Source organism: Candidatus Accumulibacter necessarius (assembly GCF_036625085.1).
Map to the genome: position 1 here is coordinate 800,810 of NZ_JAZKUM010000001.1, position 18,442 is coordinate 819,251.

Below are 18,442 nucleotides of genomic sequence, written 5' to 3' on the forward strand. Positions count from 1 at the left end.
AATCGTTGTCGCCAACCCTCCCGCTATTGACCCATGGCGGCGGTCGTTTCTGCTAAGCTAATCGGGATCGGGTGGTGGCGAGTGGGGAAGTTGCGCCGGTGAAGCCCTCTACAGCAACCTTCTAATGGCCGCCCATGTTTGACAATCTGCGAAAGTATGCCGCCGCCTATGCAGTGGCGATCGGTGGAGTGCTGCTGACCTGCCTCTCGTCATGGAATGTGCGGCAGGAACTGCAGACCAGCCACCTCAAGGAGTTCGAGTGGGCCGCAGGGGACCGCATCCAGTCCCTGCGGGCGGTGGTTGACCAGGGCCTGGATGCGCTGCTGGAAATCCGGGGGCTGTTCCATGCGGCGCAGGGAATCGACGAGCAGGATTTCCTGGTTTTCACCGACTCGGTGCTCAAACGCCGACCGTATATCGACAGTCTGTTGTGGGCCCCACTGCTGACTTCGCCGCGGCAGCCATTGCCTGGAACGGCACCCGGCCGGCAGCCGGCGCCGACCGCTGCCACACGGGCCGACCACGGGTGGGCTGCGGGCGAGTTGCGCGTGCCGGTACTGCTTTCCGCGTCGCGTGCTGGCCCCGGAAGCATGCAGGGCGTCGAGCTGAACGCGATCAGCGAACTCGCGGCACTCTTCCAGCGGGCGCGCGAGACCGGCAATGTCGCGGTCAGTGGACGAATGAAGCTCGCACGGGCGGGCAAGGAAGCGGTGTCCGTCATCTACGCGGCGCTGCCGGTCTATGCCCCGGGTGCCGCCCGCGGCGCTGTTTCGGCGGCTGCGCCCGGCAAACGACCCGATCCCCTTGGCTTCGTGATCGGCGTGTACGACATCGAGAAACTGGTTCACGCCGCCATCAGCCTGCTCGAGCCGCGCGGCGTCGAGGTGCTGGTGCGTGACGACTCGGCGGGTGCTGATGCGCAATTTCTCCACTTCTACGCCAGTCGCCTCGAGCCGCGCGCCGCCGCCACCGCCGGCGGTCTGATGCCGGCAGGGGACGAGGATCAGCCGCGGATGGTGGTCAGCATTCCCGTCGGCGACCGTACATGGACGGTCACTTGCGTCGCCACCCATACCTTCCGTAGCGCAGAAGCGTTTACCAAGGCGCATTGGTCGGTGCTGCTCGGCGGCATCCTGTTTACAGCCCTGCTCAGCTTCTACCTGGTACGCAGTCGGCGCGAACTGGACAATCGAATTCAGTTGACACAGACGATCTACGAGCGCGAGGACCTGTTTCGCCAGTTGGCGGAAACGGTCGATGTCGTGTTCTGGGCGATCAACGCCGACGCGTCGCGGCTCGAGTACATCGGCCCCGCGTTCCGGCAGATTGCCGGGCGCGAGGCCAGGCTCAACAGTCCCGCGCCGGCACTGATGCTCGATGTCTTCGAAGCCGACGACCGGCGTACGCTGGTCGAGGCGATCAGCCAGCTGCGCGTTGAGGGCGGCCGTTTTACCGTCGTCCTGCCGGTGTTGAGTGGCGACCGTGGCCGGCGCTGGCTGCGTGTCTGCGGATTTCCGGTGCGCGAAACGGGCGGCGAGCTGAGTCGCATCGTCGGCTTTCTGGAGGACATCACCGAGCACAAGCTGGCGGAAGACGCCTTGCGCGACTCCGAGGCCAAGTTGCGTACGCTGTTCAACCACTCGCCCGACCTGATCTTTACGGTCGATGGTGAGGCCAACATCCTGCTTACCAACCGGCCCCTGCCGTATCCGGCAGGTGGCACCGGCGAGAAGCGATCGGAACTGATTCTGCCGCCGGACGTTCGGTCTGGATACCTGCAGAGGCTCCGACATGTCTTCGCGAGTGGGCGAATCGAGCATTTCCAGTACCGGTCGACTGATGCCACCTGGTGGGAAGTCCGGATGGTGCCGATTAGTTCGGAGGCGGCGGTGATGGCGGCCATGGTGGTGGTCACCGACATTACCGAGAACCGCAAGCTGCAATGGCAGGCTATCCGCAGCTCGCGCCTGGCCTCACTGGGCGTGCTTTCGGCCGGCATCGCGCACGAAATCAACAATCCCAATCACGCAATTCTGGCGAATGCTTCGCTGCTGGCCCGGATCTGGCAGGATGCGTTGCCGATTCTCGGTGAGTATGAGCAGGAGCAGGGATCGTTCCTGCTTGCCGGCCTGAGCTTCGCGCAGGCGCGGGAGGTCATCTCGCGCGGCATGAACGACATTGGCCAGAACGGCAAACGCATTCAGAAGATCGTCGATAACCTGAAGCATCTCGGCAAACAGGACCGGGGGCACATGGACGAGCTGGCAGATATCGGGAAAGTGCTGCAGGCCGTGGCAACGCTGCTTGAAACCCGCATTCGCAAGCACACCGATCGCTTTGTCCTGGACCTGCCCGAGGTGCTGCCGACGGTGCGGGGGAATGTGCAGCAGCTGGAACAGGTGTTCATCAATGTGATCGTCAATGCCCTGGAGTCGCTGCCCGAGCGCAGCCGGTCGGTCAAGGTTTCAGCGAGGCTGGACAGTGCCAGCAACCGGATCATCGTCGAAGTCGTGGATCAGGGAAAAGGAATTGCCGAGGACGTGATGGCGCAGATCGGCGAACCCTTCTTCACGACCAAGGCCGAAAGCGGCGGTACCGGGCTGGGCCTCTCCATCTCGTCGTCGATCGTCGAAAAACACGGCGGGGCATTGCGCTTCGAGCCGAACAGCGACTGCGGCACGACGGTCAGTATCGATCTGCCGATCGCCATGGAGGAGTGAATGAAAGAAAAACCCTTTGCCAGTCTGCCTGTTTTCCTGGTCGATGACGAGGAGTCGGTCCTGCACGCCACCGCAGCAGTGCTGCACAGTGCCGGTGTGGCCAAGGTCGAGATGGTGAGCGACAGCCGGGAACTGCTGGCCGCACTCGAGCGGCAGCCGGCCAGTGCTGTCCTGCTCGATCTCTTCATGCCGCATATCACCGGCAACAAGCTGTTGCCGGACATCGTTCACCTCTACCCGGAAGTACCGGTGATCGTCATGACCGCAGCACTCGATGTGGAAACCGCCGTCCGCAGCATGAAGGAAGGCGCTTTCGACTATCTGGTCAAGCCGGTCGAGGAAAGCCGTCTGGTGGCCAGTGTTCGTCATGCCCTCGAGGTACACTCGTTGCGGCGGCAGATGGGGGTGCTGAAGCGCTATCTGCTGTCGGATTGTCTGCAGAACAACGAGGCCTTTGCCGGCATCGTCACCAACAGCCGCAAGATGAGAGCACTTTTCCAGTATCTCGAAGCGGTTGCCGTTTCCGCCGAACCGGTGCTGATCTCCGGCGAGACCGGCGCTGGCAAGGAAATGTTCGCGCACGCGCTGCACAAGCTCAGCGGCTTGAGCGGACAGTTCGTGCAGGTCAATGTCGCCGGCCTTGATGACACGCTCTTTTCGGATACCCTGTTCGGCCACAAGAAAGGTGCCTTCACCGGTGCCGACCAGTCGCGTGCCGGTCTGATCGCCCAGGCCGCCGGCGGCACGCTGTTCCTGGACGAGATCGGCGATCTGTCGATGGCGTCGCAGGTCAAACTGCTGCGCCTGCTCCAGGAGCACATGTACTTTCCGCTCGGATCGGATGTCGCTCGCCCGAGTGATGCGCGCGTCGTCTGCGCGACCAACTGCAATCTCGCCCAGATGATGCGTCAGAACCATTTTCGCTCGGACCTTTTCTTTCGTCTGTCCGTGCATCAGGTTGAAGTGCCGCCGCTGCGTCAGCACAAGGAAGACATCCCGCTGTTGCTGCAGCACTTCCTTGACGAGGCGGCGGCAGCGATCAACAAGCCCGCGCCAGAGCCGTCGAACGAGCTCGTCACGCTGCTCTCCAACTATCATTTCCCCGGCAACGTCCGCGAACTGCGGGCGATGGTGTTCAACGCCATGGCGCTGCATCGCGGGGGGTCGGTGCTGGCGATGGACAGCTTCCGCCAGGCTATCCAGAAACAGCAGAAGACGGGTGCCGAGGAGCACGCGGCCGAACCGTCCGACGGCCTGCCGATCGTGATTCCAGGGCGCTTCCCCACCCTCGACGAGGTCGAGGAGGCAATGGTCAGGGAGGCGCTGAGACGCGCCAAGGGGAACCAGGGCGTTGCCGCGACGTTGCTCGGACTGTCACGGCCGGCACTCAACAGGCGCCTGGCGCGGCGGGCGATGCAGCCGGAGTCCTGAGTCTGCGCCCGCCCGGTTTGCCAGGTCGATCGGCCAACCCCGGTGTTACATGTTGTCATTCCGATCGGCCGCATACAAGAAAGTAATCCACTGATATAAAAGGGCTGCATGTCTACGGACAAGACATGCGGGTGAAAGGCCGTACATTCTGTTACACCCCTTGGCGGCTGCCCTGGTGGTGGTGATGGGCGCCAGGCGCCTGCTTTCCGGAGCCTGTGCATCGTCTGTCAATTCTGGCATGAATGATGCTTTCTTCCATAGGATGCCCGTGACCTGGCGCTTTGGCCGCTGGCCATCGGCGATGGCTTCGTCGCGCCAATTCAAACATGGGTAAATCCGATATCCGGGGGGATGTCATGTGCCTGCAAACGGCGAACGGAATTTCTGTCGGCTACCGAGTGCCGACGGCTGGCAGGCCTCGCGTCATTATCTGATCGGTCAGGGCCCCTGCGGGAACGACGGTCGAGCGCCGCAAAGGGACGCACGTTCGCTTGCGCGCAGCCGCTCGTCGATGGGCTGGGCCTGCCGGGGCTGGCCTTGAGAAGGAGGAACAACAGGAGTCGCAAAAACATGCAGGCAACGATCCAGTCGGATCCCGGCAGGCGAGTTTCGCCGCATCTGGATCTTCTTGAGAGTCGCGCTTCAACACACGACCACAACCACAGGGCCGCTTCATGAGCACACTATTGATTCTGACGATCTTGACCGTCGCCATCGTTCTATTTTTTGACTATACCAACGGCTTCCATGATGCAGCCAACATCGTGGCGACGATTATCGCTTCGCGCGCGATGACGCCCGTGCAGGCGGTGATCATCGTCGGTACCTTCGAGTTCCTCGGCCCCTTGCTCGGCGGGACGGCTGTGGCCAATACCATCGGCAAGTTCGTCACCCTGGGCGATGTCCAGGCCGTCCTTTCGCTGGCAATCCTGATCAGTGGCCTGGTGGGTGCCATCGTGTGGAATCTGGCCACCTGGTATTTCGGCATTCCGTCGTCTTCGTCGCACGCACTGGTCGGCGGGCTGATCGGCGCCGTCGTCGTCTCGGCTGGCCTGGACAACGTGGTCTGGGGTTTCTCGCAATTGATGCATGGCCAGGTGACCGGAATCGTGAAGGTGCTGGCCAGCCTGATCGTCTCCCCATTGCTCGGGTTCTGGGTCGGTTTTCTGGTCCTGCGCCTGATGAATATAGCCTTGTTCGCCGCCAAACCGTCGGCCAATACCGGGCTGCGCTACGCCCAGTTTGTCACGGCGGCCGGTTTGGCCTTCTCGCATGGCGCCAACGACGCACAGAAGAGCATGGGTATGCTGACGCTGGCCCTGCTGCTGGGTGGTTTCATCCCAACCTTTGAAGTTCCCTTCTGGGTGATGCTGGCCTGCGCCATTGCGATTACCCTTGGCATCCTCTCCGGCGGTTGGCGGATCGTCCGCACGCTCGGTTTCGCCATCTACCGCGTACGCCCCATTCACGCCCTTAGTTCGCAGCTGACCTCGGCGCTGGTGATCATGACCGCATCGGCGATCGGTGCTCCGGTATCGACCACCCACGTGGTTGGCACGTCGATCATGGGCATCGGGTCTTCGGAGCGGCCGAAGGCCGTTCGCTGGAAGAAGGCCAAGGACATTGCCATCACCTGGGTCATCACGATTCCGGGTTCGGCACTGGTTGCCATTCAGACTTTCGCTCTCGTTAATCTCTTTCTCGGAAAGGCCTAAACATGTCGACCGCTAGCACTGCGTCACCCTCCTTCACTCGCCGGATTCTGCACCGCGTCTTTCCGAAAGTGCCGAACTTTTTTGCCCTGCTCGCCGAACAGAGCGCACAGGTAGGTCTCAGTGCCGCGCTACTGGTCGACTACATGGGCTCCGGCAGCCCGGACGTCGCCAAGCGGGTGATCGACGCCGAGCACGAGGGGGATCGGCTCAAGGTCCGCAACCTGACGCTGCTCAACGAAGCCTTCTCGACGCCGATCGACCGTGAAGACCTGCACCGGGCAATCATCAACCTCGACGAGATCATCAACAGTTGCAAGACGGTGGTCGCCGAGATGGACGCCAATGTCCTGGCCTTGAAGGCAGACAAGTATTGTCTGGAGATGGCAGTCTATCTGAAGGACGGGGCGGAGGCAGTGGCCGCGGGTTATGGCCGTCTGGGGACCGATCCGAAGCTCGGCCGCGCCGACGCCGAAAAGTCGGACAAGGCGGTGCGCAACCTGACGCGATGCCACCGACGCGCCCTCGCAGAACTGTTCAACGATACCGATTTCCAGAACATCTTCCGCCGCAAGGAAATCTACAACCAGCTTCTGAGCGCCGGCTCCCGCTTGAACGTCTGCAACAGCACGCTGCTGGACATCGTCGTCAAGCTCTGCTGAAGTCCGCAGCAGACGGCTCGAATTCGGGGAGGCGACCGGCAAGGTCCTTCCCCGTTTTTCTTGGGGCAGTGCATCTCATTGGCCGTCAGGCGCGTGGATGGTGACCATGGGAGTCTGCATCGGCTGCCTGCCAAGGCACGGCACGCAGGCGGTGTGGCGCAGGCGCGGCTGGGTATGCGCTTCTGCGCCTGACTGCCGGCAACCATCAGACTGCTGATCATACCGCTCGCAGGTGTAACGTTTCTGCGCCGTGCAGCGTCCCGGCAGGCGGCCGTAAGACACTGTTTCTCAGACGTAATCCGTAGTCGAGACGGGCCCTGGGGGGGCAATCCCGATTCGTTTTGTTACACCCGCCGCGACCGCCAAAGCACTGCGACGATCGGCACTATCCGATTGAATTTAAGGAAGTATCCATGTGAAATAAACCTGGCATGACTTGTGCTTGATGTGAGAATGTAAGGACTCCTCCGACCGATCCTGGATCGCCACCAGTCTGGTCAGGGGCATGTTGACGTGACTGGTTTCCAGTCCGATTCTCAGGAGCTTGTCAGATGGGTATTGAAACCGAACTCAACCTTTCGCCAACGCCTGGAGTTGCCAGCCGGCGGTTGAAGCATCCCTTGCTTGCCGATCGGTTTTCCGCCGTCGCGGAACTGCCGCCCGGGTTGTCGCCGCACCCGGAAGCTGCCGGCAAGCTTCCATCTGGCCACCGTGTGCGGCTGGACGAATCCCTGCAGCCGGTCAAGGCGCTGCCGATCGAGACAAACGGCGGGATGACGGCTGTTGCCGGGTTCCGCACCGTTGCGCTGGCCTGTCTCACTCATCTGCAGAGTAACGAGCACGGCCTGTGCGAGAGCGACAACCCGGAGTTCGTGCATCAGGCGAGGGTGGCGATTCGCCGTCTGCGATCGGCGATCCGCGTCTGGAAGCCGCGCTTGCCACAGGAATTCGTCGCCAGCTTCGACCCGCTCTGGCAGGCATTGGCCAGGCAACTCGGTGAGACGCGTAACTGGGATGTGTTTCTTGCCGAAACCTTGCCGTCCATCCTACTGGCGTTCCCGGAGGGCGATGAGATTGTCCGTCTGTCGCAGTACGCGCGAAAGCGCTGCGTGGTCAATCGCACGGCGGCACGCGCTGCGCTCAAGTCGGTCGACTATTCTCGCCTGCTGCTTGAGTTCGCGGCTGCCGTGCTGGCGCTTCCCGAGGGCAAGGCGCGTCGGCTCGAAGCCTTTGCCCCACGGTGTCTCGACAAGCGCGCCGCGCAGGTCGGCCAGCTGGCCGCAGAGGCTGCGGGCGGCGATGCGCCAGCCCGCCACCGTCTTCGCGTCGCCTACAAGCGGTTACGTTACGCGCTCGAATTCTTCGCGCCGCTCTATCCGGGCGATTCGCTGCGCAACTACCACCAGTCGGCGAGTGGCTTGCAGGAAATGCTCGGCCGCTTGAACGACCTGGCGGTGGCCGGCGAACTGACCGCCGAAGCGCTTCCCGGCTCGCAGGGGGAAGCCTTGTGCTGTTGGTTGGCAGGGCAGACCGAAAGGTTGCTACCGGAACTCGAAGCCTTGCTGGGCGACTTCCACCTTCAGGCGGCGCCGTGGCGGACGCAATGAATTCTGCCCATGCCAGGCAGGCGAGACGGGTCGGTCTTGCTTTTCTCAGGTGACCGCCTGAGAAGTAGCGACGCTGTTTGCCACTGCAAGGCTCGCCGTTATTCCCGCTGGCGCGGGAATAACGGCGTTTTTGCTGCTGCACCAATTCTTCACCGCTGATGTCGGCGCGCGCTTTCCGCCACTCTGCTGCGGTCGTCTCAACGCGCTTTTTGTTTGCCGGGCGGCTCTGGTTTGCCTCGGTGTGGGCGCGCGCCATACCTCTCGCCGGCATCATGGTGTAACGCTTCGCGGTCTGACGCCGCTCCTGCACAGGTCGCCTAACCGGCTGTATTCAATGCCGAATTTGATCACCTTCCAGGATTGCGGTCGGTATTGAAGTGCGTTTTGTTGCACCCCCGCAAGGTCGTTCCTGCGCCTCCTGTTCTCTTCCAGGGCATTGCTTTTATGCGACAAATCGATTTGCTTTAGATGTGGCACGCTTTGTGCTTGATTGAGTATGCAAGTGCAGAGCGATCGTCCTTGCAGATCGAAGAGCTTCTTGCAGATGACTATTCCACCAGGCCCGATAGAAGTAGAAGACAGGTGAATGCCGTGACAAACATCGCCCTTGCGCAAGTTGTGCGTAGAGTTCGCCCGCCAGTGCGCGCTGCCGAAATGCCTGATTTCTTCGCGATGATCAATCGGCAAGCGAAATTGGTGGTGAATCTGTCCCGGATCGTCGGCGAGGTGCTGCAGGGCAGGGAGTCCACCCATTCGCTGTGCCTGCTCGACCTGGAACAGCGTCGTGAGGAACTGCAGCGGCGCAATCAGGCGGCCGTCAGTTCGGTGCATGACCGGCATGCCCGACTTGACGAGATTGACTGGACCATGAATGCCCTGGATCGGTCCGCAGCGGGCCTGTTCCAGATCGCCCGCAGTCTCGATCACCTGCGGTCAACTCGCGATGAGGTGGCCTCGCAGATGATACTGATCATTCAACACGCGATCGAGAGCCTGCAGCATGGCTACGCCCAGCTGGCCGACGGCTCGCCGGCTGCCGAGTGCTCTGCTGATGCCGCAATTGGTAGCAAGGACGCCTTGGGAAGCTATCGTAGCCTGGCTTTTCAGGGGATCGACCAGGGGCAGGAACTGGCGCAATTCACCAGGCGTCCGGAGGCGAGCTCAGGCTCTCCGGGCCACGCGCTGTGGCTGTACGAGCTGCATGGCGTTCTCGCCGGCATCGCTCACGAGCTTGCCGACGCAGGAAGCATTCTCAAGGGCTGGTCACGGCAACTCTCTGCCAGTCTGCTTGACCGGTCTGCCGGAGCAGTCGTGCGCAGTCTGTCACGGCAATTGCTATTTAGTTGATATAAGGTATTTATGCGAATTTCAAGAAGCGCTGGCGGCTTGGGGGAGCGTGCTCCAGGCGGGTCGGGCTCCAGTTTTTTACTTCATGCAGGAGAAGTCATTGTGGAAACTCAAGTGCAAGCGGCAGAGAGGCCCGTAATTTCGCGGTCGATCGAAGGCGATCTCGACAGCTATCTGGATGCAATAGCGGGTGCGACGGCGATTTTCAGGGAAGCGGTCGACGTTTATCTGCAAACCGGGCCTGACGGGGGATGCTGGCGCCAGGCGAAACGGATCGCAGAGCACATGCGCACGCTCGACGAGCTGCAGCAGAAGCTCGAGACCGGGGTGCGTCCGGGCTCGGTACTCGGCGATGTAGTTCTGGCGATGGTCGACCCGGCGACCGGCGTCAGCCGTTTGCTCAAGGACATGCGGCGGCAGATCACCGGTTTCGCCATTGAGTCGGGCTTTTCCGGGCCCGGCCGCAGCGTTCCAGCGTCCCTGGTTCCGGACGTGCAGGAGCTGACCGACGAGGTCTGCGCGGCCGTGGATGCGCTGGTCGAGAGCTATCGTCCATCCCTGCTGTGCTGGGAACAACCGTCGTCGTTTGACGGAGAGCGGAGCGTGAGCTGGTACGAGAACCAGTCAGATCGTCTGTCGATGCAAGTTCTCAAGAAGCTCTTCGCCGATGACAGCCTGGACCTCAAGTTACAGCTGTCGCTCGCGCAACTCGTCGAAGAGATCGACCGCGTCGCCGACCAGGCCGAAGGCATTGACCTTGAACTTCGGGCCAGTCGCACAGCAGGCCTGCCCGCGGTTCGCGCAAGAGATTCGCACTGACTGTTCGCCAGCCCCGCGCCAGCGGCTCGTCTTGTCCCGCCGCGTTCGCGCGCTGCTTCGCTTCGCTTTCACAGGTCGCCGGGCCGTTGCCTGCCCGGCTTCGGCCTTCTCTTGCAAGAGAAGCCAATCGTCCTGGCGTCGCACACGGCCTGGGTTACGCAGCCGGCCGGGGTCGCTTTTTGCTCGTATCACGGGTGCTCGCAGCAGGCCGATCGGCCTGCTGCGAGCCATTTTGCGTTGGACACTGAATGAGGGCAGGGGCCAGTGGAACTTGCAATTAGGTTCAAGAATGACAAGCTTGTCGGTGATTTCTGGGGTGGCATGGCCGCGATGCTGGTCGCCCTGCCGTCGGCGATCGCGTTCGGCGTCACCATCTATGCCGCCATCGGCCCGGCTTACGCCGGCCTCGGCGCGCTGGCCGGGATTCTCGGTGCGACTGCTCTCGGGCTGGTGGCGCCCGCGCTGGGTGGTACCAACCGCCTGATCACAGCCCCGTGTGCCCCGGCCGCGGCAGTTCTCTCGGCCTTTGCCATTGAACTCGTACAGCACGGTGTCGCCGCGCCGTCGATCGTACTGATGCTGACCGCACTTGGTCTGGTTTCCGGGCTGGTTCAGCTGCTCCTGGGTTTCATGGGCATCGGCAGCCTCATCAAGTACATCCCGTTTCCCGTCGTCAGCGGTTATCTCACCGGTGTTGGGCTGATCATCATTGGTAGCCAGATTCCGAAATTCCTCGGTGTTCCGGGTGGCACCTCGTGGTGGCGCGCCCTGATCGCGCCGGAGTTGTGGCAGTGGCAGAGCGCGGCCATAGGCGCCGTGACAGCCGCCGTGATGGTCGGCGCACCGTTGCTCACGCGCGTCGTGCCGGCGGCCATTCTTGGCCTGTTGGCCGGTGTGCTGACGTACTTCGGGCTCGCCTCGATGGACGAGTCGCTGCTGGTCATCGAAGGCAACAAGCTGATCATCGGTCCACTGGGCGGTACGGCATCAAGCATGTTCGAGGCGATCACCGGCCGTTGGCAGGAGATCGGCGAACTCAAGTTGAGCCAGATCGGCAGCCTGCTTGGTACGGCGTTCACCCTCGCAGTATTGCTGTCTATTGACACCCTGAAGACGGCCGTCGTTCTCGATGCCCTGACCCGCAGTCGCCATGATTCCAATCGCGAGCTGATCGCGCAGGGTCTCGGCAATGTGGCTTCGGCCTGTGCCGGCGGTATGCCGGGCGCCGGCCAGATGGGGGCAACGCTGGTCAATCTGGCGAGTGGGGGTCAGACCCGCGTTTCCGGGGTCATCGAAGGCGTGCTGTCGCTCGTCGCATTTCTTGCCCTGGGAACTTTCATCGCCTGGATTCCGGTCGGGGCGCTGGCCGGGATCCTGATTGTCGTCGGCGTCCGCATGATCGACCGACACAGCTTTCATCTGCTGGAGTCGCCGTGGACCATGCTCGACTTCATCGTCATCGTGGCCGTGGTGGCCGTGGCGGTCGGTTACAGTCTGATTGCTGCCTCCGGTGTCGGCATTGCCCTGGCGATGTTCCTGTTCATTCGCGAACAACTGAGCAGCACCGTGATTCGTCGCAAGCTGGATGGCGGCAGCCGGTTCTCGAAGCGGGTGCGCCTGCGCCAGGATATGGCCGTGCTGGAAAAGCAGGGCTCGCAGACGGTCATCCTCGAGTTGCAGGGTGGTCTGTTCTTCGGTACCAAGGATCAGCTGTACACGGCGCTTGAACCAGAACTCGGCAAGCGCAGGTATGTCGTGCTCGACATGCGACGTGTGCAGTCAGTTGACGTCACGGCGGTGCACCTGCTGAGCCAGATTCGGGATTCGCTGATCGAACGTGACGCCTTCCTGATTTTCAGCAATCTGTCGCATAGCCTGCCCAATGGCCGCAACATCGCCGAGTTCTTCGATCAGATGGAACTGACAACCATGACCGAGCACGTCAAGGTGTTTTCCGAACTCGATGGCGCGCTCGAGTGGATCGAAGACCAGATCCTCGGCCAGGGACCGGCGCAGGAGTCCCAGGTCACTGCGCTTGAACTGAACGATCTCGAACTCTTCAAGGACCACAAGGAAGAGACGCTGGTCGACCTTGAGGCCTGTCTCGAGCGACGTTCGATAGCGAAAGACGAGAAGGTGTACTCGTTTGGCGACCCTGGCAACGAGTTGTACCTGATCCGCAAGGGTGCCGTCCGCATCACCCTGCCGACCGCCGGCGAGGCGGCAGACCATCATGCCCTGACCTACGGACGCGGTGACTTCTTCGGCGGCATGGCTTTCCTGTCGCAGATGACTCGCTTCAACGATGCGACCGCGCTCGAAGAGACGGAATTGTATGTGTTGCAGCGCGAGCAGTTCGAAAAGCTCAGGGAGGAACACAAGCGTCTTGCCTGCCATCTGGTCGAGGCCGTCGCCAAGGTGCTGGCGCTGAGATTGCGCTACTCCGACAAGGAGTTGATGGCCATGCAGGAATAGGCTGGCCGACGCGTGGATCAGAGGCTGTTCAGGGAACGTTGCTACGTCGGCTTCGGGGTGGCGCGGAGGGCATGGCTGCCACCTCCAGTCAGGTGCAGGGCTGGCCCTTAGCTGCTTCTTGGGGTCTTTTCGAGTCAGATTCGCCGTCAATGGGCGGTTTTTGGGCTATGATCAGGCGCGCGTCCGGCGGGGTTCAGAGATGGCGACAACCTGTGGGAGAACAAGAATGTTTCAGCATATCCTGCTGCCGACCGATGGTAGCCAACTGTCGCGGGACACCGCGGAACGAGCAGTATCTTTTGCCAAGGCGGCTAACGCGACAATCACGGCCTTGTACGCGAAGCCGCTCGGGAACACCGAGAACATTGGCAATCTGGTGGAGCCCGCGGTGCTTGACCGGCTGGTTTCGGGGTCAGAGGGGAAATCCAAGGAGTATCTGGGTTTCATCAAGAAGCTCTGCAAGGAGGCGGGAGTCGAGTGTACGACGCTGGCGGTGGTCAGTGAAACGCCGTGGGAAGCCATCGTCAATGTCGCCGAGGACAACGATTGCGACCTGATCTTCATGTCCAAGCACGGTCGCGGTGGTCTGTCCTCGCTGCTGCTTGGCAGTGAAACCTATCGAGTGCTGACCCATTCCAGTATCCCGGTTCTTGTCTACCGTCCGCCCGAGATCGATGCGAGTCGCCGCAAGGCAAAGGAAAAGGCCCGGGAAAAGGACAGGAAGAGAGCCTGAGCGAGCCCGTTTTTCCGGGTGGTCAGCCTCGCCGTCAGGACGCGGCGGGTTCGGAGGCTGTGATGAATTGGCGCGGTATGGAAGCGATGGCCAGCGCTACCCGCCGCCGATGACTCCTGGCTACTGGCAGCAGGCTTCTGCGGACCTTGCGCAAGATGACCTCATTCTGGCTGGTCTCGTCGAGCGCTTTGCTGGCAGCGCTCTCGTTTCGCGCGGCGCCCCCTTCGTGACGCTGCTGCGCTCGATCGTCGGGCAGCAGATCTCGGTGAAGGCCGCCGACAGCGTCTGGACGCGTTTGACCGCTGCCTTGCCCGAACCCACGCCGGCCGGGGTGCTGTCGCACGACCCGCAAACGCTGCGTGCCTGCGGTCTCTCCGTGCGCAAGGCCGAGTACGTCCTTGACCTCGCCCGGCATTTCGCGAACGGGCAGATGCACGTTGCTGACTGGTCGGTGATGAGCGATGCGGAGATCATCGCCGAGCTGACCAGCGTGCGCGGCATCGGCGTGTGGACCGCGGAGATGTTCCTGATCTTCAACCAGATGCGGCCCGATGTTTTTCCGCTCGACGACATCGGTTTGCAGAAGGCGGTGGCCGTCCACTATTGCCAAGGCGAGCGTCCCGGGCGACGGCTGCTTGCCGAACACGGCGAGCGCTGGCGTCCCTGGCGTTCGGTGGCGACCTGGTATCTCTGGCGCAGCCTTGATCCGGTGCCGGTCGAGTACTGAACCCCCGCCTCGACGTCAGTCCTGGCCATGTCCACCCGGCCGCCGGCCGGGGAATCTCCGGCGACCCGTTGCGCGGTGTGGCGAGCGTTCCCTGTCTACCTCAACAGCCAATCACCTTGAATTCCACCCGGCGATCGAGGGCGTCACTGGCGTCGTCAGCCCCGGTGCCGACCAGGTTCTCGCGCGAACCCACGCCGCTGGCGATGGTTCGTTTGGCGAGTTCCGCTGCGACCGCTTCGAGACGGTCCTTGATGGCTTGTGCGCGCAGTACCGATAGCCGTTCGTTGAGCGGCTCGGGGCCGCTGCGGCTGGTGTGCCCGATGATTTCCAGGCAGGCCTTGCTGTGCGCGCTGCGCTGTGCAATCTGGTTCAGCCACAGGGGGTAGGGGCCACTGATCTGCGCGTCTGCCCAAAACTGGGTGGAGCCGGGGCGGAAGAGGAACTTCACCGACAGATGGCGGTTGGCCAGGCCGTGGTCGACGATTCTGGCGTAGGCCTGCATCGCTTCGTCGCGGCGCTTGAGTTTCCAGCTCGCGAGGTAGACGCCGTTGTATGCGCGCAGTTGCTCACCGCCGGGCGTGCGCAGCGCGCTTCGGTAGAGTTCGAGCGATTCCCGATAGCGCCGAGCGTTGTAGGCATTGGTGGCGTCGTTGATCAGCGCTGCGGCGAGGATCCGATCAGCGTAGACCGCGTTGATCGGATCGCCCGCCTTGCTTCCCTGGCAGGTCTTGATGTAGCCGTCGATCGCAGGGTCCCTGGTCCACGCCGGGCTGTCCGCATCGAAGGGCAGCGGCGCCACGTCGACGCCATTGGGCCGCGCGCGGGCGACGCCTTTGGCGATGACCTTGCCGGTCTTCAGGTCGGCGAGGGCGAGACAAATGCGGAAGGCATCGCGTTCGCCGGTTGGCTGTCCCGCGCTGTTGTTGATCGGCGTGAAGGTTCCAACCAGTACCAGCGGCTGCTGGGCGAGGTTGGCCGTGGTGAAGGCCTCGACTTCGAAACGCGGGTGCTGGTGACGCACGAGGTCGACGATCTTTTGCTCCATCGAGCGGGTGGCTGCCGACTGGGCACCGGTGACCCCGTCGACCAGCGGGTCGATCACCAGCGGCTGGTGCGCGCTGCTGCCCGTTGGCAGCTGCACCTTGCTGAACAGCTCGTTCGCTGCTTTCAGAACCGCGTCGTCGAAGGCGATTGGCGGTGGCGGAGGCACCGACGGCGGTGGTGTTCCCGTCGGTCCGGAACTGCCCGGCGGCGACAGCTGGCAGGCGCTCAGTGCGATGGTGGCAGCGGTCACGGCGAGCCAGCGGGTCAGGAACTTCGGGAGGCCGATTATCCGGTCGGTGCTTTTCATGGTCTGCACTCCTTCTGGAAGAAAGCGCGGTCTTCGGCGGTCAGCGCATCGCCAAGGCCCTGGCGTTCGAGGATGTCGCGGCAGCGCGCTGGTCGGACGGTGCGCACGCCGGGCTGCGCTTCGGCTCGTGCGGTCTTTGCCACGGTGCTGGTACCCGCGGTTGCTACGGTCGTCGTCACGGGCTTTGGCCGCAGCTCGCTGCCCGGGCCGGGCTTGTCGACGGCCGCCTCGGCCGACCGCGTTGCGGCCGTGGAGGCGACCGGGCTGACGTGAGCGGGCGCTGGCGACGGTGCTGGTGACGTTGGGCTTGGGGCAACGTTGACGGTGCGCGGTTGCGAAACCTTGCCCGTGTCGCTCCCCTGATCGTGCCAGATCCAGGCCGCCACCGCCAGCAGCACCGCCAGACCGCTGCCAGCGAGAAGCCACTTGCGGGGACCACGGCTGCCGGCGCGCGCCGTCGAAGTCGCGGAGTCGGCCGCGGGAATTGCGCCGGCGCGACGTCCGACCAGTGCCTCGACGCCTGCAACCAGGTGGCGGAAGGCTGGCGCGTCGGCTGAGCCATTCCAGCCGATCAGATCGGCGGCCTGGATTCCCCGGAAACCGAGCGGCGGCATGACGGGATCGATCAGGGCCGGCACCAGCCTGGCGCGGTTGCGGCCTTCCTCGGCTTCCTCGCTGACCCAGGAGCTGGTGATCGAATGCTCTGACCACAGTACCACCATGCAGCCCATCTGGTTGAGCGAGGTCTCGATCACCTGCCGCCAGGTCATGCCGGCAGGGATCTTGCGGGCCCACCAGACACTGAAGCCGATGGACTCGAACTGGCTGGCGACCTGGACGGCCTTCTCGCGGTCTTCGGTCGCATAACTCAGGAAAATATCGGCCATGCGGTACCCCGCCCGGTAAAGGTGATCAGACCATGCTACTGCAGCCCTCGTTCAGCTGGTCAGCTTTCTGGCACCGCCTGGTATGGCGCTGATGCCCGGCGGGTGATCGCTCGCCAGCAGACCTGGTGACCATGCGGCCAGACGGGTGTTCCCCCGGTCACTGACTGGACCCCTTGCTCGCTCGCCATTGCGCCGCCACCTCGGGATAGGTTCTGAGATAAGTGTTCACGGCTTCGCCGATGGTCGGGAAGAAGACTTCCGCGCCGAGTCGGGAGAAGAGCCCGAAGCGCTTGAGCTTGTCCTGGACCGGATCCTTCATCTCGGCGAAGCACAACTCGATGCCCGCCGCCTGCAGGGTCTCGTCGAGCTTGGCGACGATGTCGGCGGCGGTGACGTCCACGCTGGTGACCGGTTCCGCGGTCACCACCAGCCAGCGCACCGGCGTCGGCGAGGCGGCGACGGCGTCGAGGGCGCGTTCATGGAACCACTCGGCGTTGGCGAAAAACAGCGGTGCGGCCCAGCGAAAGAGGACCAGGCCCGGAATCTGGCGCGCGTCGGGGTAGCGCAAGATATCGTGGTAGCCATTGATGCCCTTGACGCGACCTAGCACGGCCGAGTCCGGTCGCCAGCCATCCCAGAGGAACTCGATGACGGCCAGCAGGATCGCCAGGCCAATGCCCGGAATGGCGCCGAGGACGACGACCCCGATGCAGCAGACGATCGACAGCCAGAACTCCCAGCGCTGGATACGGTAGATTCGCTGCAGGTCGGCAATTTCGAACAGACCAATCGCTGCGGCGATCACGACGGCGGCCAGGGCGGTGTTCGGCAGGTACTGCAGCAGGTTTGGCGCCAGCAACAGCAGCAGGGCAACGGCCAGAGCGCCGACGACACTGGTCAGTTGGGTTCGGGCGCCGGCGGCCTCGGCGACGGGTGTGCGCGACGAGCTGCTGCTGATCGGAAAGCCCTGGAAGAATCCGGCCGCCAGGTTGGCTGCCCCGAGCCCGACCATCTCCTGGTTCGGGTCCACGTGGCTGGCCGTCTTCTCGGCATAGGTCCGCGAGAGTACGCTGGTGTCGGCGAACGAGACGATGGCAACGGCAAAGCCGCCCATCAGCACGGGTACGACATCGGCAGGCGTGATCCAGGGGATGGCGAACGCCGGCAGGCCCTGCGGCAGCGAACCGAGAATCGACACGCCGTAGTTGTCAAGGCCGAGCATTGCCACGAGGACGGTGGCACCGATCACGGCGATCAGCACACCCGGCAAGCGCTGGCTGCGTTTGAGGAGCATGATCAGCACCAGCGTGCCGCCACCGACCATCAGTGCGACCGCATTGGTCTTGCCGGCCAGCAGGGCCTGGACGAATGCCCAGACCTTGTGCAGCGGATCGTCGGCATCAACCGAGAAGCCGAAGAGCTTGGGCAACTGGCTGATCAGCACGGTCAAGGCAATGCCGTTCATGTAGCCGTAGCGGATCGGTTTCGAGAGCAACTCGGTGACGAAGCCGAGACGCGCGATGCCCGCCAGGATGCAGAGGACCCCCGAGACCACCGCCATCATGCTCGCCAGAGCGACAGCGCGCAGCGGGTCGCCACCGGATAGCGGCAGGACGACGGCAAGGATCAGCGCCGCCAGCGACGAGTCCGGCCCCAGTACCAGAATGCGGCTCGGGCCGAACAGCGCATAGGCGAGCAGCGGGATGATCGTTGCGTAGAGGCCGTAGATGCCCGGCACGCCCGACGCGACGGCGTAGGCAATACCGACCGGCACCAGCATGGTGGTCAGCACCAGACCGGCGGCAATATCGTGACGCAGCCAGGCCAGCTCGTAGTGACGCAGGGTCTGCAGGCCCGGCAGCCACTTCAGCCAGCCGGTCGGTTCGGTGGCTCCGCGTCGCGCGGCGAGGCGGCCCGGTTCTGGAGGGGCGGGGCTGGCAGGTCTTGATTCACTCATGACGGTCTCCGGGG

General features: G+C 63.2%; 14 protein-coding genes. 10 read left to right on the plus strand and 4 right to left on the minus strand.

Annotated features, from left to right (window positions below; translation table 11 throughout):
• Positions 1-134: 134 nt before the first annotated feature.
• From V5B44_RS03970 to V5B44_RS03990, 5 genes are all read left to right on the plus strand, one after another.
• Positions 135-2,720 (plus strand): ATP-binding protein, encoded by a 2,586-nt coding sequence (locus tag V5B44_RS03970; protein WP_332357810.1) that lies wholly within the window; start codon positions 135-137, stop codon positions 2,718-2,720.
• The gene (locus tag V5B44_RS03975) at positions 2,721-4,151 is read left to right on the plus strand and encodes a sigma-54-dependent transcriptional regulator (RefSeq protein ID WP_332357811.1); all 1,431 of its coding nucleotides are present in this window, start codon (positions 2,721-2,723) and stop codon (positions 4,149-4,151) included.
• A gap of 674 nt (positions 4,152-4,825) precedes the next feature.
• Entirely contained in the window at positions 4,826-5,866 is a 1,041-nt protein-coding gene (locus tag V5B44_RS03980; protein ID WP_332357812.1) for an inorganic phosphate transporter, read from the plus strand.
• A gap of 2 nt (positions 5,867-5,868) precedes the next feature.
• The gene (locus V5B44_RS03985; protein WP_332357813.1) at positions 5,869-6,525 is read left to right on the plus strand and encodes a DUF47 domain-containing protein; all 657 of its coding nucleotides are present in this window, start codon (positions 5,869-5,871) and stop codon (positions 6,523-6,525) included.
• A 551-nt stretch (positions 6,526-7,076) separates the two neighbouring features.
• Complete coding sequence (locus V5B44_RS03990) at positions 7,077-8,132, plus strand: CHAD domain-containing protein (RefSeq protein WP_332357814.1); 1,056 nt, start codon at positions 7,077-7,079, stop codon at positions 8,130-8,132.
• Between the two features lie 270 nt (positions 8,133-8,402).
• On the opposite strand, the gene V5B44_RS03995 is transcribed toward V5B44_RS03990, so the two are convergent.
• Positions 8,403-9,059, minus strand: a complete 657-nt coding sequence (locus V5B44_RS03995; protein WP_332357815.1) for a hypothetical protein — start codon at positions 9,057-9,059, stop codon at positions 8,403-8,405.
• A 33-nt stretch (positions 9,060-9,092) separates the two neighbouring features.
• Here V5B44_RS03995 and V5B44_RS04000 point away from each other — a divergent pair, with 33 nt between their 5' ends.
• From V5B44_RS04000 to V5B44_RS04020, 5 genes are all read left to right on the plus strand, one after another.
• Positions 9,093-9,479: a hypothetical protein gene (locus V5B44_RS04000; protein ID WP_332357816.1), complete on the plus strand. Its 387-nt coding sequence runs from the start codon at positions 9,093-9,095 to the stop codon at positions 9,477-9,479.
• Positions 9,480-9,581: 102 nt separating this feature from the next.
• Complete coding sequence (locus tag V5B44_RS04005) at positions 9,582-10,298, plus strand: hypothetical protein (protein WP_332357817.1); 717 nt, start codon at positions 9,582-9,584, stop codon at positions 10,296-10,298.
• A gap of 264 nt (positions 10,299-10,562) precedes the next feature.
• Positions 10,563-12,773, plus strand: coding sequence for a SulP family inorganic anion transporter (locus V5B44_RS04010; protein WP_332357818.1), 2,211 nt, complete (start codon positions 10,563-10,565; stop codon positions 12,771-12,773).
• A 226-nt stretch (positions 12,774-12,999) separates the two neighbouring features.
• Positions 13,000-13,506 carry a universal stress protein gene (locus V5B44_RS04015; RefSeq protein ID WP_332357819.1) on the plus strand — a complete coding sequence of 169 codons (507 nt, stop codon included), beginning with the start codon at positions 13,000-13,002 and terminating at the stop codon, positions 13,504-13,506.
• Between the two features lie 67 nt (positions 13,507-13,573).
• Complete coding sequence (locus V5B44_RS04020) at positions 13,574-14,233, plus strand: DNA-3-methyladenine glycosylase family protein (protein WP_332357820.1); 660 nt, start codon at positions 13,574-13,576, stop codon at positions 14,231-14,233.
• A 100-nt stretch (positions 14,234-14,333) separates the two neighbouring features.
• Here the strand turns inward: V5B44_RS04020 and V5B44_RS04025 are convergent, their stop codons facing one another.
• The 3 genes from V5B44_RS04025 to V5B44_RS04035 form a co-directional block, all read right to left on the minus strand.
• Positions 14,334-15,584, minus strand: coding sequence for an OmpA family protein (locus V5B44_RS04025; protein WP_332357821.1), 1,251 nt, complete (start codon positions 15,582-15,584; stop codon positions 14,334-14,336).
• Entirely contained in the window at positions 15,581-16,471 is an 891-nt protein-coding gene (locus V5B44_RS04030; RefSeq protein ID WP_332357822.1) for a toll/interleukin-1 receptor domain-containing protein, read from the minus strand. Before V5B44_RS04030 ends, V5B44_RS04025 begins: the two co-directional genes overlap by 4 nt.
• 157 nt (positions 16,472-16,628) lie before the next feature.
• Positions 16,629-18,428: a SulP family inorganic anion transporter gene (locus V5B44_RS04035; RefSeq protein WP_332357823.1), complete on the minus strand. Its 1,800-nt coding sequence runs from the start codon at positions 18,426-18,428 to the stop codon at positions 16,629-16,631.
• Between the last annotated feature and the right edge of the window lie 14 nt (positions 18,429-18,442).